18 protein-coding genes and 1 pseudogene are annotated in these 20084 nt (G+C 72.2%); 12 read left to right on the top strand and 7 right to left on the bottom strand.

Annotation, left to right across the window (positions count from 1 at the left end):
• The first annotated feature begins 9 nt into the window (after positions 1-9).
• The 4 genes from ABD951_RS13410 to ABD951_RS13425 all read left to right on the top strand — a co-directional run bounded on the left by ABD951_RS13410 (position 10) and on the right by ABD951_RS13425 (position 3389).
• Positions 10-1248: an ArsA family ATPase gene (locus ABD951_RS13410; protein WP_345345545.1), complete on the top strand. Its 1239-nt coding sequence runs from the start codon at positions 10-12 to the stop codon at positions 1246-1248.
• A complete protein-coding gene (locus ABD951_RS13415) occupies positions 1245-1628 on the top strand; it encodes a hypothetical protein (protein WP_345345547.1) in 384 nt (127 codons plus the stop codon). Before ABD951_RS13410 ends, ABD951_RS13415 begins: the two co-directional genes overlap by 4 nt.
• Positions 1625-2590, top strand: a complete 966-nt coding sequence (locus tag ABD951_RS13420; protein WP_345345549.1) for an ROK family protein — start codon at positions 1625-1627, stop codon at positions 2588-2590. The genes ABD951_RS13415 and ABD951_RS13420 overlap by 4 nt, the downstream gene beginning before the upstream one ends.
• Positions 2591-2675: 85 nt before the next feature.
• Complete coding sequence (locus tag ABD951_RS13425; protein ID WP_345345551.1) at positions 2676-3389, top strand: lysophospholipid acyltransferase family protein; 714 nt, start codon at positions 2676-2678, stop codon at positions 3387-3389.
• 4 nt (positions 3390-3393) lie between these two features.
• Here the strand turns inward: ABD951_RS13425 and ABD951_RS13430 are convergent, their stop codons facing one another.
• Complete coding sequence (locus ABD951_RS13430) at positions 3394-4770, bottom strand: glycosyltransferase 87 family protein (protein ID WP_345345553.1); 1377 nt, start codon at positions 4768-4770, stop codon at positions 3394-3396.
• Positions 4771-4831: 61 nt separating this feature from the next.
• Between ABD951_RS13430 and ABD951_RS13435 the strand changes: the two genes are divergently transcribed.
• Together ABD951_RS13435 and ABD951_RS13440 are read left to right on the top strand one after the other, a co-directional pair.
• Positions 4832-5323, top strand: a complete 492-nt coding sequence (locus ABD951_RS13435; protein WP_345345555.1) for a polyadenylate-specific 3'-exoribonuclease AS — start codon at positions 4832-4834, stop codon at positions 5321-5323.
• Positions 5324-5398: 75 nt separating this feature from the next.
• The gene (locus ABD951_RS13440; protein ID WP_345345557.1) at positions 5399-6784 is read left to right on the top strand and encodes a class II 3-deoxy-7-phosphoheptulonate synthase; all 1386 of its coding nucleotides are present in this window, start codon (positions 5399-5401) and stop codon (positions 6782-6784) included.
• A gap of 94 nt (positions 6785-6878) precedes the next feature.
• Here the strand turns inward: ABD951_RS13440 and ABD951_RS13445 are convergent, their stop codons facing one another.
• Positions 6879-7646 (bottom strand): MBL fold metallo-hydrolase, encoded by a 768-nt coding sequence (locus ABD951_RS13445; protein WP_345345559.1) that lies wholly within the window; start codon positions 7644-7646, stop codon positions 6879-6881.
• Positions 7647-7958: 312 nt separating this feature from the next.
• On the opposite strand from ABD951_RS13445, the gene ABD951_RS13450 reads away from it, so the two are divergent.
• Both ABD951_RS13450 and ABD951_RS13455 read left to right on the top strand, forming a co-directional pair.
• Positions 7959-9191, top strand: a complete 1233-nt coding sequence (locus tag ABD951_RS13450) for a DUF222 domain-containing protein (RefSeq protein WP_345345561.1) — start codon at positions 7959-7961, stop codon at positions 9189-9191.
• A gap of 101 nt (positions 9192-9292) precedes the next feature.
• A complete protein-coding gene (locus tag ABD951_RS13455) occupies positions 9293-10048 on the top strand; it encodes a VOC family protein (protein WP_345345563.1) in 756 nt (251 codons plus the stop codon).
• Between the two features lie 174 nt (positions 10049-10222).
• Here the strand turns inward: ABD951_RS13455 and ABD951_RS13460 are convergent, their stop codons facing one another.
• Together ABD951_RS13460 and ABD951_RS13465 are read right to left on the bottom strand one after the other, a co-directional pair.
• Positions 10223-10636: a hypothetical protein gene (locus tag ABD951_RS13460; protein WP_345345565.1), complete on the bottom strand. Its 414-nt coding sequence runs from the start codon at positions 10634-10636 to the stop codon at positions 10223-10225.
• Positions 10637-10765: 129 nt separating this feature from the next.
• Positions 10766-12808: a Stk1 family PASTA domain-containing Ser/Thr kinase gene (locus ABD951_RS13465; RefSeq protein ID WP_345345567.1), complete on the bottom strand. Its 2043-nt coding sequence runs from the start codon at positions 12806-12808 to the stop codon at positions 10766-10768.
• A 124-nt stretch (positions 12809-12932) separates the two neighbouring features.
• On the opposite strand from ABD951_RS13465, the gene ABD951_RS13470 reads away from it, so the two are divergent.
• From ABD951_RS13470 to ABD951_RS13485, 4 genes and pseudogenes are all read left to right on the top strand, one after another.
• Positions 12933-13298 (top strand): Rv2175c family DNA-binding protein, encoded by a 366-nt coding sequence (locus tag ABD951_RS13470; RefSeq protein ID WP_345345568.1) that lies wholly within the window; start codon positions 12933-12935, stop codon positions 13296-13298.
• Between the two features lie 121 nt (positions 13299-13419).
• Positions 13420-14064, top strand: coding sequence for a DUF1326 domain-containing protein (locus ABD951_RS13475; protein ID WP_345345569.1), 645 nt, complete (start codon positions 13420-13422; stop codon positions 14062-14064).
• On the top strand, positions 14061-14891 hold the full coding sequence (locus ABD951_RS13480) for a DUF2182 domain-containing protein (protein ID WP_345345571.1): 831 nt from the start codon (positions 14061-14063) through the stop codon (positions 14889-14891). Before ABD951_RS13475 ends, ABD951_RS13480 begins: the two co-directional genes overlap by 4 nt.
• 19 nt (positions 14892-14910) lie before the next feature.
• A pseudogene (locus tag ABD951_RS13485) lies at positions 14911-15799 on the top strand (SDR family oxidoreductase).
• Here the strand turns inward: ABD951_RS13485 and ABD951_RS13490 are convergent.
• The 3 genes from ABD951_RS13490 to crtI form a co-directional block, all read right to left on the bottom strand.
• Positions 15796-16755: a phytoene/squalene synthase family protein gene (locus ABD951_RS13490; protein WP_345345573.1), complete on the bottom strand. Its 960-nt coding sequence runs from the start codon at positions 16753-16755 to the stop codon at positions 15796-15798. The pseudogene ABD951_RS13485 and the gene ABD951_RS13490 overlap by 4 nt on opposite strands.
• 14 nt (positions 16756-16769) lie before the next feature.
• Positions 16770-18356 carry an alpha-(1->6)-mannopyranosyltransferase A gene (locus ABD951_RS13495; protein ID WP_345345575.1) on the bottom strand — a complete coding sequence of 529 codons (1587 nt, stop codon included), beginning with the start codon at positions 18354-18356 and terminating at the stop codon, positions 16770-16772.
• A 188-nt stretch (positions 18357-18544) separates the two neighbouring features.
• Positions 18545-20083, bottom strand: coding sequence for a phytoene desaturase family protein (gene crtI, locus ABD951_RS13500; protein WP_345345577.1), 1539 nt, complete (start codon positions 20081-20083; stop codon positions 18545-18547).
• Between the last annotated feature and the right edge of the window lies 1 nt (position 20084).

The following is a 20084-nucleotide window of genomic DNA, read 5'->3' on the forward strand; positions in this document are numbered from 1 at the left end:
TACCCGCGGGTGCAGTTCGTCGTCGGCAAGGGAGGCGTCGGGAAGACCACCGTGGCCGCGGCCACCGCCGTGGCATTGGCGCGCACGGGATCTCGGGTGCTGCTCGTCTCGCTCGACCAGGCGCACTCGGTCTCGGACGTACTGGGGACGGCGCGGCGACCGGGCGCCGACGACGCGGTCCGCGACATCGAGGGCGCCGGCGGTGCGGGCGGTGGACTCGAGGTCCTCGAACTGGACACCCTGGCGCTGCTGCAGCGTCGCCTCGACGCACTGGGTGCGCTGGCGCCCGCGGGGCCGGGACACGACCACGCCGCGGCGCTGCCCGATCCCGCCGAGCTCACGTCGCTCCCGGGTGCCCAGGAACTCGTCGGGCTCGCCGAGGTCACGCGTCTGGCGAACGGCGGCGACTGGGACGTCCTGTTGGTCGACTGCCCCGCGACCGCGGACGCGCTGCGCCTGCTCACGGTCGCGGACCTGGTCGCCGACGGGGTGGAACGGATCTGGCCGCGGCACCGGCGGGTCACGCTGGGCCAGGACACCCCGCAGTGGCAGCTGCTGACGGCCCTGCTGGCCGACCGGCTGGTGGAGTCGACGGTGCCGGTCCGCGCCCTGCTCGCCGACCGGTCCCGGACCGGGGTGCGGCTGGTGGTCGGCGCGCAGTCGGTGGCCGCGGCGGAGGCCCGGCGCACGGTGACCGCGCTGGCCCTGCTGGGAATCCGTCTCGACGATGTGGTTTTCAACGGCGTTCTGCCGCAGGACGATTCGATCGTCGACGGCGAGTCCGGTGCACCGGCGGTGCGCTGGTACGCGCGGCGCGCGGCCGGTCAGCGTGCGGTGGTGGCCGCGCTGCGCGAGGAGTTGGCGGGCGTTCCGGTACTCGTCGCGCACGACCCGGGAGACGAGCCGGTAGGGTTGGGGCCTCTCGGTGCCGTGGCGGACGATCTCTTCGCGCCCGGAACCGATCCGGTGCGCTCGGACGAGCAGACACGGCCGGGACCGACGGTGGAACTCGAATCAGGGGTGGGGGTGGACTCGGTGTACGCGCTGCACGTGCCCCTGCCGCTGGTCGATCCGGCCTCGATCACCCTCGGCCGCGTCGAGGACGACCTGCTGATCGGTGCCGCGGGGGTGCGGCGGCGGATGACCCTCGCCTCCGTGCTGCGGCGCTGCCACACCGACAGCGCCGGCCTCGAGGGTGGCGAGCTGGTCGTGCGGTTCCGGCCCGATCCGCAGGTGTGGCCGCAGTGACCGGGGACCACGCCGACCTGATCGCCGAGCTGCGGTCCCTCGCCGTCACGGTCCTCGACCGCGTCGAACCTCTCCTCGAACGTGCCGCGGAGGCGGCCGCGGCGGCGCCTGCCGAGGGCGCGGAGGCGGCCGCCGGGGCGTCCGGATGCAGCTGGTGCCCGGTCTGCGCGCTCGTCGCCCTGATTCGCGGCGAGCAGCACGAACTGGTCGCGATGATCGCCTCGCAGATCGCTGCCCTGCTCGCGCTCGTGCGGGCCCTGCTCGACGAACACGCCGGTCACCGCGGCCCACCCGCCGGCGGGCCCGGCGACTCGACCTCGGCCCCGCGACGCGGATTCGTCCCGATCCAGGTCCGGATCGAGGACAATCCGGCGACATGAGCAGTCAGCGGGGTGCGATCCCGACGATCGGTGTCGACGTGGGCGGCACCAGCATCCGGGCCGCCGTGGTCGACGCCGACGGCCAGGTGCTCGACACCGCGCAGTCGCCGACACCGAGGTCGGCGCCCGCGCTCCAGGGCGCGCTGGACCGCACGATCCGGGATCTGCTCTCCCGCAACGAGGTCGGCGCGATCGGCCTCGCCGTTGCCGGGTTCGTGTCCGAGGACCTCGGGGTCGTCCGGTTCGCGCCGCACCTGCCCTGGGTCGGCGCCCCGGTGGCGCGCGAGCTCGGGGACCGGCTCGGGCTGCCGGTGGTGCTCGAACACGACGCGAACGCCGCGGCGTGGGCGGAGCGACGATTCGGCGCCGCGACCGGAGGCGGCAACGTCGTCACGATCGCGATCGGGACCGGGATCGGCGCGGCGTTGCTCGTCGACGGCCGGTTGTACCGAGGCAGCCACGGCGTGGCGCCGGAACTGGGACACCTGCAGGTGGTGCCGGACGGCCGCCCGTGCGCGTGCGGCAAGCGCGGCTGCTGGGAACGGTACTGCAGCGGAACGGCTCTGGTGGAGACGGCGATCGAGCTGCTGGCCGCCGACCCGTCCGAGTCGGCGGTGCTGGCGGCCGAGGTGGCGCGCGACCCGGGCTCGCTGACCGGGCGCCGCATCGCCGGGGCCGCCCGCGACGGCGACCGGGTCGCGGAACGCACGATGGCGGACTTCGCGCGGTGGCTCGGCCTCGGGCTGGCGATGGTCGCGGACGTGTTCGACCCCGAACTGATGGTGATCGCCGGGGGCGTGGCCAGCTCGGCCGGGTTGTTCCTCGACGATGCTCGCGACCACTACGCGCGCGCACTGACCGGTGCCGGGCACCGGCCGCTCGCCCGGATCCGGATCACGCAACTCGGCGAGGCAGCCGCGCTGGTCGGTGCCGCCGACCTGGCCCGCGCCGCGCTCGGGTAGGGGCCGCCGGGGTGTGGGTCGCCGTGTGGCCGGGTATCCCACGCGTCGGTACAGTTCTCCGCACGCGACGGTCTCGGGAGGCATCATGTGGTACTGGCTGTTCAAGTACATCCTTCTCGGGCCGATCCTGTTCGCGCTCGGGCGTCCCACAATCGAAGGGGCGCAGCATCTTCCGGCGGACGGCCCGGCGATCCTGGCGAGCAACCACAAGGCGGTGATGGACTCGTTCTACCTGCCGCTGCGGGCGCCGCGCCGGATCACCTTCCTCGCCAAGAGCGAATACTTCACCGGCACCGGATTCACCGGGCGGTTCCAGCGCTGGTTCTTCACCGCGGCCGGCCAGGTGCCGATCGACCGCACCGGAGCCGACGCGGCCGCGGACGCGCTCGCCGCCGGGCTGCGGGTGCTCGGCGGCGGCAAGCTGCTCGGGATCTACCCGGAAGGAACCCGATCCCCGGACGGCCGGCTCTACAAGGGCAAGACCGGGATGGCGCGGATGGCGCTCGCCGCGGGTGTCCCGGTGATCCCGGTCGCGATGATCGGCACCGAGAAGCTCAACCCGATCGGCTCCCGGTGGCCGCGTCCGGCGAAGATCGTCGTCCGGATCGGTGAGCCGATCGACTTCTCCCGTTTCCACGGCATGGCCGGTAACCGGTTCGTCGAACGCGCCGTCACCGACGAGGTGATGTACAAGCTGATGCAGCTGTCCGGCCAGGAGTACGTCGACATCTACGCCGCGACGCTGAAGAAGAAGGCGAGCGCCTCGGCCGACCGCGTCCCCGACACCCGGGCCGGCTGACGGGTCAGCGGGCCGGCGCCGTCTCGACGGCGGGTGCCGCGGCCTCGGTGGCCACGGTCGCGGGCAGCGGGACCAACGCGACGAGCAGCAGCGTCGCCACCGCCCACCACACGTACGACGACGCGAGCAGCTGATCCCACAGCGGCCAGCCCAGCCCACTGGTGCGTCCGGGGCTGAGTCTCCAGTGCGGTGCGAGGTGGAACAGGACCGCGCCGCCGACCGCCCACGCCGCCCAGAGCACCCGCCGGCCCGGATCGACGGTCCGGTCGAGGGCCAGCTGGGCGGACGCCAGCACCAGCGGAACCGCCCACACCCAGTGGTGCGACCACGACACCGGCGAGGCCAGCAGCCCGAACAGGGCCGTCGCGGTCAGAGCCAGCACCGGCCGGTCCGCGGCGAACGCCCGGCGGACCGCGACGACCGTGACGGCCAGCATCAGCAGGCAGCACAGCGCCCACACCGGGGTGCGGGCGGACTCGTCTAGGCCGAGTCGGGCCAGCATGCCGGTGATCGACTGGTTCGCCGGGTACGCCGGGGTGCCGATCCGGCCGGAGTCCATCAGCGTCTCGGTCCAGTACTGCTTCGCGTCGGTGAACGTGACGAGGAACCCGACGGCGGTGCCGGCGAGGAACCCGACCGCGGTCATGACGGTCGCGCGAACGTCCTTGCGCAGCAGGAAGTACAGCACGAACACCGCGGGCGTCAGCTTCACCGCGGCAACCAGGCCGACGAGCAGGCCACGCGGCCACGGGGTCCGCGGCAGCAGGCAGTCGGCCGCGACGAGCGCCATCAGGACGATGTTGACCTGGCCGTAGTCGAGGGTCGAGCGGATCGGCTCGAACGGGCCGTAGAGACCGTGATCGGTGGGCAGCACCGTGATCGCGAACAGTGCGCCCGCCGACCACCACACGGTCGAACGCCCGACCATGCCCAGTGCGCGCAGCGTCACGACGATCGTCGCGATCAGCGCGGCCAGCGACAATGCGGTCAGGACGAAGCTCGCCTGGTCCAGGGTGATCGCCGACAGCGGCGCGAACACGATCGCCGCCAGCGGGGGATACGTGAACGGCAGCGCCGAACCGAGGGCCGTCGCCGGCATCGGTCCGTAGAGCGGCAGGCCGTCGACGAGTGCCGCGCCACCGATCCGGTAGACGTCGAGGTCGATGCGGTAGTAGTCGGCGAACTCGCGCAGCGGAGGCAGACCGAACAGGTGGTAGCAGGCCCCCGCCAGCGCGGCCGCGAGCACCACCACTCGCAGCGCGACGCCGACCGGGGTGCCTGCCCCGGGCAGCCACGACTGCGAGCCCGATCCGCCGGATGCGCTCGCGCCGGTACCGGGGTCGCTGTCGGTCGGCATCCCGGGGTCGCGGTCAGGTCGCATGTCATCCTTCGGTTCGGGGGCGGTCGCGTCACCAGTGTGCCGGGCGCATAGGGTGCCCGTCGTGCGCTACTTCTACGACTGCGAGTTCATCGAGGATGGTCGCACAATCGACCTGATCTCCATCGGCGTGGCCGCGGAGGACGGCCGCGAGTTCTACGCCGTCTCGACCGAGTTCGACGAGTCCCGGGCCGGAAAGTGGGTGCGCAGCAACGTGCTGCCGAAGCTGCCGCCGCGGACCTCCCCGGCGTGGCGCACCCGCGCGAAGATCCGCGACGATCTGCTGAAGTTCCTGATCCCGCGCCCGGGGGTGGTGCCGGAGCTGTGGGCATGGGTGGCCGCGTACGACCACGTCGCGTTGTGTCAACTGTGGGGCGACATGACGGCGCTGCCGCAGTCGATGCCGCGCTTCACCCGCGAACTGAAGCAGCGTTGGGAGGACGCCGGGCGGCCCGCACTGCCGCCGGCGCCGGGCGACGCGCACGACGCGCTTGCCGACGCGCGCCACAACCTGGCGAAGTTCGAGGCGATCCGGATCGCGACCTCCCTCGGTTGAGCACGCCCGGTCACGGGTGTGCGTCAATCGCACCCACCCGTGACGGCCGTCGCACCGACCGAATATCCTGAACGGGTGAACTGGACCGTCGACGTGCCGATCGACCGCTTGCCCGAACTCCCGCCGCTGCCGGCCGCGCTGCGTCAGAAGCTCGACGACGCACTGGCCAGGCCCGCCGCGCAGCAGCCGTCCTGGCCCGCGGACCAGGCCGCGGCGATGCGCACGGTGCTCGAGAGCGTGCCCCCGATCACGGTGGCCAGCGAGGTCGAGGACCTGCAGGCGCAGCTCGCGTCCGTCGCCCGCGGTGAAGCGTTCCTGCTGCAGGGCGGTGACTGCGCCGAGACGTTCGCCGACAACACCGAACCGCACATCAAGGGCAACATCCGCACGCTGCTGCAGATGGCGGTCGTGCTCACCTACGGTGCGTCGCTCCCGGTGGTCAAGGTCGCGCGGATCGCCGGCCAGTACGCCAAGCCGCGGTCCTCGGACACCGATTCGCTGGGGCTGCAGTCCTACCGCGGCGACATGGTCAACTCGCTGGTCGCCGACGCGGCGGTCCGCGTCCACGACCCGTCGCGGCTGGTGCGTGCCTACGCGAACGCCAGCGCAGCGATGAACCTGGTCCGGGCGATCACCGCCGCAGGCGAGGCCGACCTGCACCGCGTGCACGACTGGAACCGCGCGTTCGTCTCGTCGTCCCCGGCCGGGGCCCGGTACGAGGCGCTGGCCGCCGAGATCGACCGGGGCCTGCGGTTCATGGACGCCTGCGGCGTGATCGACCCGAACCTGCAGTCCGCGAAGATCTTCGCCAGCCACGAGGCCCTCGTCCTCGACTACGAGCGCGCGATGCTGCGGCTCGACAACGAGGACGACCACCCGAAGCTGTACGACCTGTCGGCGCACTTCCTGTGGATCGGCGACCGCACCCGTCAGCTCGACGGCGCACACATCGCGTTCGCCGAGCTGCTCGCGAACCCGATCGGTCTGAAGATCGGCCCGTCCACGACGCCGGAGATGGCCGTCGAGTACGTCGAGCGGCTCGACCCGACCGGCAAGCCGGGCCGGCTCACCCTGATCTCCCGGATGGGCAACGGCAAGGTCCGCGACCTGCTGCCCGCGATCATCGAGAAGGTGCAGGCCACCGGCCACCAGGTGATCTGGCAGTGCGACCCGATGCACGGCAACACCCACGAGTCGTCCACCGGCTACAAGACCCGCCACTTCGACCGTGTCGTCGACGAGGTGCAGGGCTTCTTCGAGGTGCACAACGCCCTCGGCACCCACCCGGGTGGCATCCACGTGGAGCTGACCGGCGAGGACGTCACCGAGTGCCTCGGCGGCGCGCAGGACATCTCCGACGTTGACCTCTCCGGCCGCTACGAGACCGCGTGCGACCCGCGCCTGAACACGCAGCAGTCGCTCGAGCTGGCGTTCCTGGTCGCCGAAATGCTGCGCGGCTGAACGCTCCTCGTCAGCACGCACTCGGCCCGCCCTGGACACCCCGGTGGCGGGCCGAGCCGCGGTCGGGGGACGGCGGCCACGGTCACGAACGTGGTCACATCACCGTGCGCTGCCCCGGGGTGCTGTCGAGCAGCAGTTCCGCCAGTCCTGCACGTGCGAACGCGGCAGCAAGTTCCGCGGAGTCCTCGGTGAAATGCGCCCACCCGTCGGTGTGCACCGGCAGGACACGTGGTTCACCGAGGATCCGCGCGGCCTCGACGGCTTCCTCGCTGGTCAGGGTCAGGAAGCCGTCCACCAGGGGAGTGCGTGCGGCGCCCGCGAACAGAACGGCGACGTCGACGTCCGGTACTCGTTCCGCGATGCTGTGGACGACCGCCAGCGACGCGTTGTCGCCCGACACGTAGATCGTGGGGGTCGTCGGGGACGCCAGGACGAATCCGATGACCGGGCCGGTGACGGCGTCCGTGCCATCCGGGCCGTGTTGAGCAGGAACCGCGGTGACGGTCACCTCGCCGATCGTCGTGGACTCCCACGGTGTGAGTCCGCGGCACGTCGCGTCGAGTCGCCCGGACGCCGCCGTGGTCGTCAACACGACAGGGACCGATCGCAGAAACTCGCGCCCTGCCCGATCGAGATTGTCCGGGTGCTGGTCATGAGACAGCAGCACCGCGTCGACCCGTCCCACGTCCCGGGGGCCGACCGCGGCGTCCGAGGTCTTGGTGAGAACGCGAGAACCAACCTGGTAGTCGCCCGCAGCATCGAAAGTCGGGTCGATCACGAAACGCACCGACCCGATCTCGACGACAGCGCTCGGGCCGCCCAATGGGATGAAACTGATTCGCGCGGTGGACTCGGTGGTCATGACTCGACAGTCTTCAGGTGGCGGCGGCGAGGCACCAGTACTGATTGGCCTGTGTCCCTCCCGAATTCGGCAATGAGCGCTATCGGTCGACGTGCGGCCGTCGTACACGACAAGGCGCTGCTGTGGTGGCCGCGAGCGTTTCGCTGGTCGGCGAGTGCAACCGCCTGCCCTGGTCCAGGTCTGAAGACAGGCCGGCTGCCACGTCACGTGCGCGGAGCTGACCAACGGGTTTGCCGAGCGTCATGGATATCGGCGCGACCGGATTCCGCGAAAGTGGTGGTTCGCGGTTGCGCCTCGAGCTATTGTTCGAACATGAGTTCGATCGTAGTGGCGGAGGATCGGGTGAAACACCACCTGGCGGCGCTGCACGACGCCGTCGAGGGGCCGCTCGATGCCCCGTTGACCGGACTCCCCGACGACGACGTCATCGACGTACTGCGGCGGCTGGAAACGACGCTGCGGAGGACGGCCGCGGTCGGACACCGACTGGTCGTCGAGGTGATGGAGCGGTCGATCCCCGGGAACCTGGACTGCCGCTCGATCACCGACTTCCTCACCCAGACCCTGCGGATCTCCGGCGCCGACGCCGCCCGCCGGGTCAGGGGCGCAACGAAGGTCGGGACCTGGCACACCCCCACCGGCGTCGATCTCGACCCGGCACTGCCGGAGTCCGCCCGCGCGGTCCGCGACGGCGACATCGGCCCCGACCACGTCGCCGCCATCGCCACGATCCTGCGGAAGATCCCGCACAACACCCCGATCGAGCGCATCGAGGTCGCGGAAGCGATCCTGGCGACCGCGGCCCGCGACACCCGCACCGCCGTGCAACGCAACCACGACGCCCTCGAAGCAGGTTTGCGGCACCTGCATTCGTCCGGGGTGCTGGGCAGCCACCGCGGCCTGCCGGTCACCGTCATCGCGACCATGACCGTACAGCAACTGGAAGACGCCACGGGGCTGGCCACCACCGGCACCGGTGGTCTGGTCCCGGTCCGCGACGCGCTGCGGATGGCCGAGAAGGCGCACCCGGTGCTCGCGGTGTTCGACCACCACGGCCGACCACTACACCTGGGTCGATCCAAACGCCTCGCCTCCGCCGACCAGAGGCTCGCGTTGATCGCGGCGTCGCGTGGCTGCACCCGACCCGGCTGCGATGCACCCGCGTCGATGACCGCCGTCCGCCCCAAGCACTTCGTGCAGGGGGGACCCCCATACGTCACCGAGTGGAACAAGGGTGGCCGCACCGACATCGACTCCCTGGATTTGGCGTGCGATCACTGCCACGCCCTGGTCCACGACGGCCCCGGCGGCTGGCGCACCCGCACCGCAGCCGACGGCACCGCGCACCCCGGCCGCACCGAATGGATCCCACCCGCCCACCTCGACCCCACCCGCACACCGCGGGTCAACCACCGCCACCACCTCGACCGAACCGTCGCCCAGGCGCTCGACAACCACCGCGCCCGCCGCGACGCGGAAGCGCGGGAGCATCGGCGGCGGTGGAACCGCGGCGTGGACGAGACCGGCGACGGCGACGCGCCGTGACCTCGGGAGGCATGCGTTCCCGCTCGCCGCCCGAGGGGTGAACCACTAGCCTCGTCTCCGATCTGCCCCATGACCGTCCGACCAATTCGTGAGGGACCACCATGAAGATCACTGCACACAACGTCGGCACCCCCTGCTGGGCCGAACTCGGCACCACCGACCTGACCGCCGCCGGCGCCTTCTACTCCGACCTGCTGGGCTGGACCGCGGGTGAACCCAACGCCGACGCCGGCGGATACACGATGATGCACCTCGGCGACGACCCGGTCGCCGCCCTCACCCCGATCTTCCAGGAGGGCCAACCCGTCGCCTGGACCGCGTCGATTGCGGTCGCGGACGTCGATGCCACCGTGGCGGAGGCGACCGGCGCCGGCGGGTCGGTGCTCGCGGGCCCGATGGACGTGTTCGACCTCGGCCGGTTCGCCGTCCTCGCCGATCCCACCGGGGCGGTGATCTCGCTGTGGCAGGCACGGCAGTTCCCCGGCGCCGGCCGGCTGAACGAGACCGGAGCGCTCTGCTGGATCGAACTGCGCACCCGGGACACCGCCGCGGCACAGGCCTTCTACACGAAGGTGTTCGGCTGGACCGCGAACGCCGGCGACGGCTACACCCAGTTCGGGGTCGACGGCCAGGACTTCGGCGGCATGATGGCGATGGGCGAGGACTTCCCGGAGGGCATCCCGCCGCACTGGGCGCTGTACTTCGGTGTCGACGACGTCGACGCGTCGGCAGCCAAGGCCGTCGAGCTCGGTGGCATCGTCCACGTACCCGGCACCGACATCCCCGACACCGGCCGGTTCGCGGTCCTCACCGACCCGCAGGGTGGCGCGTTCGCGATCTTCACGCCTGCGAGCTGACCGATTGTCGCCGCGCGGGAGCGGTTCGGGATCCGTCCCTCTCCCGCGCGGCGACGTCGGTCTCCGCATCCGGGCATGGGTATCCGTGTGCCGGTCGTCGAGGCCGGTCGGATGGTCGCCAGGTCAGGTCGGATCCGCGCGGTGTGGTCAGACCCCGATGATTCGGGACACCACTCAGCTGCCGGCGCTCCAGAACGGGTAGACGAAGTGGCCCGGGCCGCCGCCCGGCATGTTCGACTCCATCGACCCGGGATAGTCGAGGGGCAGTTTCACGAGTTGGTGCGGCTGGCCGTTGCGATCGGCCTGCCAGCAGCTCAGTGTGACGCCGTGGAACGCGGTGCACACGATCCGGGTGCTGGTGCCGAACGGCGACGTGAGCCGGTCCTTCGCGACGAACGGATTCCAGTACTCGGGGTTGTCCGGAGTCAGGAAGTTCTTGGTGTCGTACGGCGCGACCGGCGTCGGATAGTCGGGCACCGGCGGCCAGGCGTCGTCGGCAGCGGCGGCGCCGGCTCCGGCGAGGGCCGCGGTGGCGATCACCGCGGCGACGGTGGTGGTGCGTGCGACGCGGCGAGTGGACATACCCATGGTTGAACCTCGTTTCCTCGGCGACCGGTTGCCCGTGTATCGCGGGCCGCGGCACCGTCGTTAGCGCGGCCCGTTTCCGACGACGGCCGTGGAACGAGACGGCCCGGCGCAGCTTTCAGGCTCGGCGCCTCAGGGCAGGGCGGTCACGGTCACGGTGCTGCCGCGCTGGACCCGGGTGCCGGAACCGGGCGTCTGCGCGATCACGAGGGACTTGTCGGAATCGGCGACCTGCCGGACCTGGACGTCGAGACCCAGACGAACCAGTTCGTCCCGTGCGGAGCCGACCGAGCGGCCGATCATCGACGGCACCTTCACCGCCGTCGACACCGTCAGGGTCACGCTGGAGCCGGCACCGACGTTCGCGCCCGCCGCGGGCTCGGTGCCGACGACGGCTCCGGCGTCGACACCGGCGTCGAACACCTCACGGGTGTCGGACACGACGATCCCGAGTGCGTCGAGCGCCGCGCGGGCCTGGTCCACGGTCTTGCCGCGCACGTCGGGGAGCTGCACGGGCGGTGACCCCTTGCTGCGGACCACCTTCACCTGGGAACCGACCGCGAGAACCGTCCCCGGCCCGGGGTCGAGCGCGGCGACCGAACCGGGCGCCGCCTTGGTGCTGAACGCCTCACCGCCGTCCACCGGGACGAACGTGCGGGTGCGCAGGTCGTCCTCGACGCGCGCGACTTCCGCCCCCACCGTCAGGTTCGGTACGGCGGGCTTGCCGAGCGACAGCAGCAGGGCCACCGACCCGTCGCGGGGGACCCGCGAACCCGTGTCGGGGTCGGTGCCGAGCACGGCGTCCACCGGGGCGGTGTCGGAGTACTCGCCGCGGGTCTCGGTGGCCAGTCCCGTCTGCTCGATCGTGGCGGTCGCCGCCGCCCGGTCCATCCCGGCGACCGGCGGGACCGTCGTGTAGCGACCGGACCCGAGCCACCATCCGCCGAACCCCACCGCGGCGGCGAGCAGCAGGATCACGATCAACCAGATCAGCATCGTGCGCCGTGAACGTGCGCGCTCCGCGGTGAAATCCGGGAACTCGTACTGGGCGGGTCCGTGGCGCCGGTCGGCGGGAGCCGTTTCGGCGGCCGATCCGGCGCGCGGGGTCTGCTCGGTGACCACCTTCGTGTGCTGAGGCCCGGCATGCTGGACCGCCGGATGCGCGACCACCGCCGTCGGTGCGGCCGCGGCATCGACCGCGGCCGCGACCTCGGTCGGTGCGGCCGCGTCGACCGGCCGCTGCTGCGGGCCGACAGCCACCCCGGCCACCTGCATCGCCGCGCTCAGGTGCTGCGCCGACCGTCGCGGCGCCGGGACCCGATAGTCCGGCAGTTGCAGGCGGCGTGCGGTCGCCCGCACCGCCGCGGCCATCGCGCCGGCATCGTGGAACCGGTCCGCGGGATCGCGGGCCGTCGCCTCGAGGACGAGGCGGTCGAACTCCGCCGGCACCCCCGGGATCAGCGAACTCGGCGGGGGGACATCGGCGTTGATGCGCTGATAGGCGATCGACAGTGACGTGTCCCCGGTGAAGGGTGTTCGGCCCGTGAGCATCTCGAACAGCAGCACCCCCGTCGCGTAGACGTCGCTGCGCGCGTCGGCGGTGCCCGACGTCACCTGCTCCGGAGACAGGTACGCCGCGGTGCCCAGAATCACGCTCGTCGACGTGGCGTTCGAGCCGGCGACGGCGCGCACCAGACCGAAGTCGGCGATCTTCACCTCGCCGGAATCGGAGATCAGCACGTTCTCCGGTTTCACGTCCCGGTGCACCAGCCCGGCGCGGTGCGCGACCGCGAGGGCTTCGAGAACCGGCCCCACGACGGCGGTCGCGGCGTGCGGCGGCATCGGTCCGCGCTCACGCAGCAACTCGCGCAGCGTGCCACCCGCGACCAGCTCCATCACCAGGAAGGCGTGCTCGCCGTCGACGCCCTGGTCGTACACCGCGACCAGCCCCGGATGGCTGAGCCGGGCCACCGCGCGCGCCTCGAATTCGAATCGCGACAGGAACTGCGGGTCCTGGGCGAACTTCGGGTCCATCACCTTGATCGCGACCGGCCGATCCAACCGCAGGTCCATGCCTCGGTAGACCACCGACATGCCGCCGCGCGCGATCGGGGCGTCCACCCGATAGCGTCGGTCGAGCTGCACACCGATCAGCCGCTGGTCACCTGGCCCCACCCGCGAATACCCCGTTCCGTTGTCGTCGTGCCGAACCGTCGGCCGTGACCGGACCGGTCACGATGTCGGATTCGATGGTAGCCAGCGGAGTCGCACGGCGATCGAACCCGATACCGTTGACGGTGTGAGTGCCATTCCCTACACCGACGACGTCCTCGACCCCAGCGTCTCCCTACTGCAGTTGCCCGACGTGGCGAAGGTCCTCGGCCTGGTGGTCACCAAGGTGCACCAGATGCTGCGCGACGGCGAACTGATCGCGGTCCGCCGCGACGGCATCGTCGCGGTTCCCGAGGCGTTCTTCACCGACGATTCCGTCGTCCGGCTGCTGCCCGGACTGCTGATGGTGCTGCGCGACGGTGGCTACAGCGACGCCGAGATCCTGCGCTGGCTGTTCAGCGATGACGACACGCTGCCGGGCACCCCGATCGACGCGATGCACACCGACTCCGCCCGCGAGGTCGTCCGCCGCGCCCAGGCGATGGCCTTCTGACCACCCGGGTCGGGTTCGGGGCGCCCGTCCGACCCGGCCCGGCCACGGCACCCGGGATTGCGTGCATCCGCCCTCCGGCGTTGACTGGGGTGGACGGAACGTGAAACGCAGGTGAACGGTCATGTCCGAGATTCCTCGGTGGGCGGTCAAGGGGGATTGGTTCGACGTCTGCAGCTGCGACGTCCCGTGTCCGTGCGAGTTCGCCCGGCCCCCGACGTTCAACCACTGCCAGGGCGTCCTCGCCTACCACATCCGTGAAGGCCACTACGGCGACGTCACACTCGACGGGCTCAACCTGGTCGCCCTCGGCGAGTTCGAAGGCAACATCTGGGACGGCGCGAAAGTCGCGATGGCGGTGTTCGTCGACGACCGCGCCGACGACGCCCAGCAGGCCGCGCTCGCGGCGGTGTTCGGCGGCGCGGCCGGCGGCTGGCCGGCGCAGTTCGCTGCACTCGTCGCCGACGATCGCGGTGTCCAGGTCGCCCCGGTGCACGTCGAGGTCGCCGACGACCTGTCCTGGTGGCGCGCGGAGGTCCCGGGACGGGTGATCGCGGCCGCCGAGGCGTTGACCGGGCCGACGACACCGCCGGGCGCGCGGGTCCAACTCCTCAACCCGCCGGGTTCCGAGGTCGGGCCCGGTCAGGTGGCGACCTGGGGTGTCGCGACGGCGAACCGGGTCAGCGCGACCGATGTCACCTTCGCGTGGGACTGGGCAGGAAAGTCCAGCAAGCACATTCCGTTCGACTGGAGCGGGCCGGACGAATGAGTCGCGGGGCACCGGCGCGCACCGAGGTGCGGGGGGACCCGCTCGCGCTGCTGTCCCGGCGCGTGCTCGTCGTGGTCGCGGCGTGGCTGGTGGGGTGCTCGGTCGCGGCCTGGCTGGTGGTGACCCGGGAGGCGGCCGCGCCCGGCATGGTCGACGGCCTCGCGGCCGTCGGGACGCGAATGTCGATGCCGGTCGCCGCACCGGTCTTCCTCGCGACCTGGGTCGCGATGACGGTCGCGATGATGTTCCCGGCCGTGATCCCGCTGGTGGCCGCGCATCGCATCGTGGCGCGGCGTCGCGGTGACGGGCTCCTGCCCACGGTCGGGCTCGTCGCCGGCTACCTGCTGGCCTGGTCGCTCGTCGGTGTCGTGCCTCTGGTCGCGCTGCTGGGATTCCGGTCGCTCTCCGGAGACGCGGCCGAGTCGTCCTGGCTGCCGAGGCTGGCGGGGCTGGCGCTGGCGGTGGCGGGGCTCTACCAGTTCGGTCGGTGGAAGACGGCGTGCCTGCGAACCTGCCGCAGCCCGATGGCGTTTCTGGCCCGGCACGACTTCGGCGGCGGCACCCGCTCGGCGGTCCGCGCCGGGATCGTGCAGGGCGCCTACTGCATCGGCTGCTGCTGGGCCCTGATGTCGGTGCTGCTGGTCGTCGGGCTGATGAACCTGGTGTGGATGGTTGCGCTGACCCTGGTGTTCCTCGCGGAGAAGTGCTGGCGTCACGGTTGGGCGCTGCCCCGGGTGGTCGGGACGGCGCTGGTGGTGGCCGGGGTGGCGATCGCGGTGCACCCGCCGCTGCTGCCTGCGCTCGCGGGGCTGTCCGCGGGCGGGTGACACCTCTACGCGGTCGGACCTGACCGATCTCGCGGGCAAAGTGGTGTTGATCACCGGCGGCGCACGGGGCGTGGGGGAGGAGGTCGCGCGGCGGCTGCACCGGCGCGGCGCCCGCCCGGTCCTCGTCGACCTCGACGAGGCTCCGCTGGCGGCCCTGGCCGCCGACCTCGGCGACCGGGTGGTGAGCGTGGTCGCGGACGTCACCGACCTGCCGTCGATGGAGGCGGCGGTCGCGGCCGGGATCGAGGCGTTCGGCGGCCTCGACGTCGTCGTGGCGAACGCAGGCATCGGCAGCTACGGGTCGGTGCTCGCGGTCGACCCGGCCACGTTCGAGCGGGTTCTCGACGTCAACGTCCTCGGCGCGTTCCACACCGTGCGCGCGGCGTTGCCGTCGATCATCGACCGCCGTGGCTACGTGCTGGTGGTCTCGTCGCTGGCCGCATACACCGCGGCGCCCGGCATGGCGGCCTACCACGCCTCGAAGGCCGGAGTGGAGTACTTCGGCGAACGTGCTGCGGCTCGAGGTCGCGCACCGCGGAGCCGACGTCGGATCCGCGCACATGGCCTGGATCGACACCCCGCTCGTCCGGGACGCGAAGGCCGACCTGGGCAGCTTCCGGAGGATGCTGGACTCGTTGCCCGGCCCGCTCGGGAAGACGACGTCGGTGCCGAAGTGCGGCGAACGGTTCGTCACCGGCATCGAACGCCGGGCCAAGCACGTGAACGTGCCGGGCTGGGTCGGCGTGCTGCGGTGGCTGCGACCCCTGGTGCAGTCCCCGCTGGGCGAACGTCAGATCCGCAAGTACACCCCGACCCTGCTGCCGGAGATGGACGCCGAGGTGGCGGCCCTCGGCCGGTCGGCCAGCGCGCGCACCCTCGGCCTCGGGGACGGGCCCCCGACCGGCTAGGGCTTACCGAACCAGGGCGTCCCGACCGCGAGCGAGCGCGCCACGAGCGCGGCCCGACGACGGCGGGGCACCACCGCGCGACGGTCCAGAACGCGGTAGTCGTTGCGTTCGATCTCGTCGAGGATCGCGGCGTACAGCCCGAACGCCGCGGCCATGCCGGGGCGCACGCGTGGGGACAGCATCGCCAGTCCGGGTTCGGCGAGGCGGTACCAGTGCCGGTTGACCGCCACCAGATGCGCGAGGGCGCGTTCGAGCCGCGGGTCGGGGCGGCCGTCGGCGCGGCGGGCCCGCAGCAGGTCGGCGTCGACGCCGAACGCGGCGAGTTCGTCGGCGGGCAGGTACACCCGGCCACGGTCGAGGTCCTCGCCGACGTCACGCAGGAAGTTCGTCAACTGGAACGCCTCGCCGAGTGCGGCCGCGGCCGGTGCCGCCTCGTCGACCGGGGTGACCGTGCCGAGCACCGGCAGCATCTGCAGCCCGATCGCGGCGGCCGACCCGTGCATGTACTCGCGTAGCTCGGCCATCGTCGCGTACGACGCCCGGAATCCGGGAGAACCGGGCAGATCCATCCGCATCGACGCCAGGAACGCGGTGACGTGGGCGGGGTCGATGCCGTAACGGGTGATGGTGTCGGCGACGGCACGCACCGCCGGACGGGCCGCGGTCACGGGGGTGGCAGCGGCGGCGCCGGCCAACGTGTCTGCGAGCTCCGCCTCGACGGCGTCGAGTTCGGCCGCACACTCCGCCACCGACCGCCCGGAGACGGTGTCGACGTCGACGATGTCGTCGACGGTGCGGGCGAACCCGTACAGGGCGTACACGGCCGGCCGGTCGCGACGCGGCAGCAGGCGCGTCGCGAGGTGGTAGCTCTTCCCGTGCTCGGCGGCGAGCCGACGGCAGTGCCGGTATGCGGCGCCGAGGTCCGGGGGGAGCGGCGGGTCGTGCAGGGCGGTCATGGCTCGGGCGGCCGTCAGTCGGACGCCGCGGCGAGCGGGGCGCTCGCGGCGACCTCGGGCCGCCGCACCGTGCGCACCCGGAGCGGGTCGACCGTGACCAGGGAGCGGGCCGCGACGACCGCGGCGAAGGTCGCGAGCAGCACGTGCGGCAGCGAGTACAGGCCGATGGAGCCGTCCGGGTTGAACACCAGCATCAGCCACGTCGACAGGCCGACCAGGACCATCAACGTGGTCGTCGACATCGCGAACGCGGCGCCGATCGCGAGAGGCCACGAGTAGTACCAGGGCAGCGCGGCGGGGGAGAACAGCACGATCACCACCAGCGCGACCAGGATGCCGAGGACCGCCTGCTTGGTGGTCCGGCGGAACCGCCACCACACCGCGACCAGTGTGACGACCATGATCAGCGCACAGATCGCCCGTGTCACCTCGAGCACCGGACCGAGCCGGAGGCCGGTGAACCACGAGGTGGACACCGTGACGATGTGGGCGAGGATCGTCGGCACCGACAGCCAGTTGACGATCTTCGCCGAGCCCTGCAGCGCGGTCAGCCAGCCCAGCCCGACGCCGGCGATCGCCGAGCAGGCCGCGAACACCGCGACGAACACGGCCGCACCGGCGGATGCCGTCTTCACGAACAGCGCAAGCGGCGACGCCGCCCGGGTGTTCTCCGCGGTCGCTCCGGTACCCGGGGCGACGCCCGCGGACTCGGCGCGCTCGCGTTCGTGGATCATCCAGATCCACACGACGAACGGGAGTGCCACGCCCGCCATCGCCTTCACGGCCACCCCGAGCGAGATGACCGCGATTCCCGCGACGTGCTTGCGGTCGAGGACGAGGGTCAGGCCGGCGGCCATCAGACCGACCATCAGCAGTTCGTTGTGCACCCCGCCGACCAGGTGGACCAGGACCAGGGGGTTGAGCACCGCCAGCCAGAGCGCGGTGGCCGGGTCGCCGCCGAGCTGGCGCGCCAGCCTCGGCAGCGCCCACATCATCAGCACGAGACCGGGCAGCATCGCCAGCCGCATCAGCATCGTCCCGGCCACGACGTTGTCCCCGGTGATCGACGTGATGCCCTGGCCGATCAGCAGCGACACCGGGCCGTACGGGGCGGTGGTCGTGGTCCAGACGTTGCTGACGTTGTCGAGCAGGAGACCGGGGTTGACGACCGGACCGACCGCGTACGGGTCGAAGCCGTCGCGCAGCAGGGCGCCCTGCGCCAGGTACGAGTAGGCGTCGCGGCTGAACATCGGGACCGCCGCCAGCAGCGGTGCGGTCCACGCGGCGGCCACCCATCGCAGTTCCGTGACCTCGACCAGCCCCGCCCTGGTGTTGCGGCCGAGCCGCACCCACGCCGCGATCATCATCAGCACACCGATCCAGACGATCAGCGTCGACAGCACGAAACCGTGACCGAACCGCAGCCACGACAGGTACATCGACTCGAGCAGCGGGTCGTGGCGGCGGACCGCGCCGGAGCCGAACCCACCGAACGTGATCATGATCGCGCCGACGACCCCGAGGGCCGCCGCGTGTCCGGCGTCGCTGCGCAGGAAGGTCGCGCTCGCGCGGGGTTCGGGGACGGCGCTGGGGGACGGCATCGGTTACGGAACTCCCCCCGGGTCGGCGCGGTGGTGTACACCGTCGTCGGCGGGCCGAGCGCGGTGAAGGCAGGTGACGGGCAGCCAGTTTAGTGGCAGGACGGCCGGACTCGGGAATCCCGCCCGTCAGTCACCGTGTCCGGTGCTCGTTCACCTGCCGTTTCACGGCCCGTCACACGGGACGTCGATCACCGGATCCGGCCCAGCACCCTATCGGCGGCGAGCTTGCCGGAGATCAGGACCGTCGGCACCCCGACCCCCGGGGTGGTGCCGCATCCGGCGAGGACGACGTTCGCGGCACCGGTGTCGAGGTTGCCGCGACGGAACGGCCCGGTCTGCGCGAAGGTGTGCGCGGCCGCGAACGGCGACCCGTCCGACATGCCGCGCTCCGCCCAGGTCCGCGGGGTGTCGACCACGTCGACCCGGAAGTGGTCGGCGATGCCGGTGTAGCCGCGGGACTCGAGCACCGCGAGCAGTTCGCGGACGTACGGCTCGCCGAGCGCGGCCCAGTCCAGGCGGGCGCTGCGCAGGTTCGGGCACGGTGCCAGCACCGACAGCGGCTCGTGCTCGGCGCCGTCACGGGAGAGCAGCTGCCCGGGGTCGCTGCATGCGGGCCGGGTCAGCAGCAGCGACGGGTCGGTCATCAGCCGGCCCCGGCCGCGGCGCGCGGTGATCTCCGCGAAGGTGCGTTCCCAGGCCTCGCCGAAGTCGATCGTGTGGTGCCCGCTGTCGGCCCACCGCCGGCTCACCGCCGTCGGAATCGTGCCGTGCGCGACCACCGCGGACGGCGAGTGCCGCACCGGCCGCCGCGGCAGCCGCCGCCGCGGCAGCAGCGCGTCGGCGCCGCCGAGGTCCGCGGTCAGCACCACCGCGTCCGCCTCGACCACGGTTCCGTCCGCGGTGCGCACGGCGTTGGCCCGGCCGCCGGCGTAGTCGATCGCCACCACCTCGGCGCCGAGCCGGAGGTCGCCGCCGGCGCCGGTCAGCGCCGCCGCCATCGTCGCGGCGACCCGACGCATGCCGCCGTCCGGGAACCACACGCCCGTCGAGGTGTCCATGTGCGCGATCGCGCCGTACACGCCGAGCGCGCGCGCCGGCGCGACGCCCGCGTACAGGGATTGAAACGTGAAGATCCGCTGCAGCCGCGGGTCGTGCACGGTCCGCGCCACCTTCGGGCCGAGCCGGCCGAACCCGCCGTGGCGCACCAGCGTCCGGAGGTCCCGCCGCGCCGACGGGGTGCGCACCATGTCCAGCGGGGAGTCGAAGTTCGCGTCCATGAAGTTGTCGAAGTCGGCGCCGAATATCGTCGCCAGCCACGCCCGCAGCCGGCGGTAACGCACCGCCTCGTCCGGTCCGCACACACGCGCGACCTCGGTCGCCATCGCGTCCGCGTCCGCGAACACCCGGATCGCCGATCCGTCCGCGAAGCGTGCGTGGTAGGACGGGTCGAGTTGCCGGATCCGCAGCGGCGGGTCGATCGTCGCGGGATCCGCGCCGACCGCGGCGAGCGCCTCGTCCACCAGCTCGGGCATCGTCAGAACCGTTGCGCCGCTGTCGATGTCGTAACCGGGACCGGCGTACACCCCGACTCGTCCGCCGACCGTGTCGTCGCGTTCGAGGACCGTCACCCGGCGGCCCGCGCCGCGCAGGTGCAGCGCCGCCGCCAACCCGGACAGGCCCGCACCGACCACGACCACCCGGTCGGTGCGGCCGGGCACCGCGCGCACC

This window comes from Rhodococcus olei, assembly GCF_039540555.1.
GTDB classification, from domain to species: Bacteria; Actinomycetota; Actinomycetes; order Mycobacteriales; family Mycobacteriaceae; genus Rhodococcus_G; species Rhodococcus_G olei.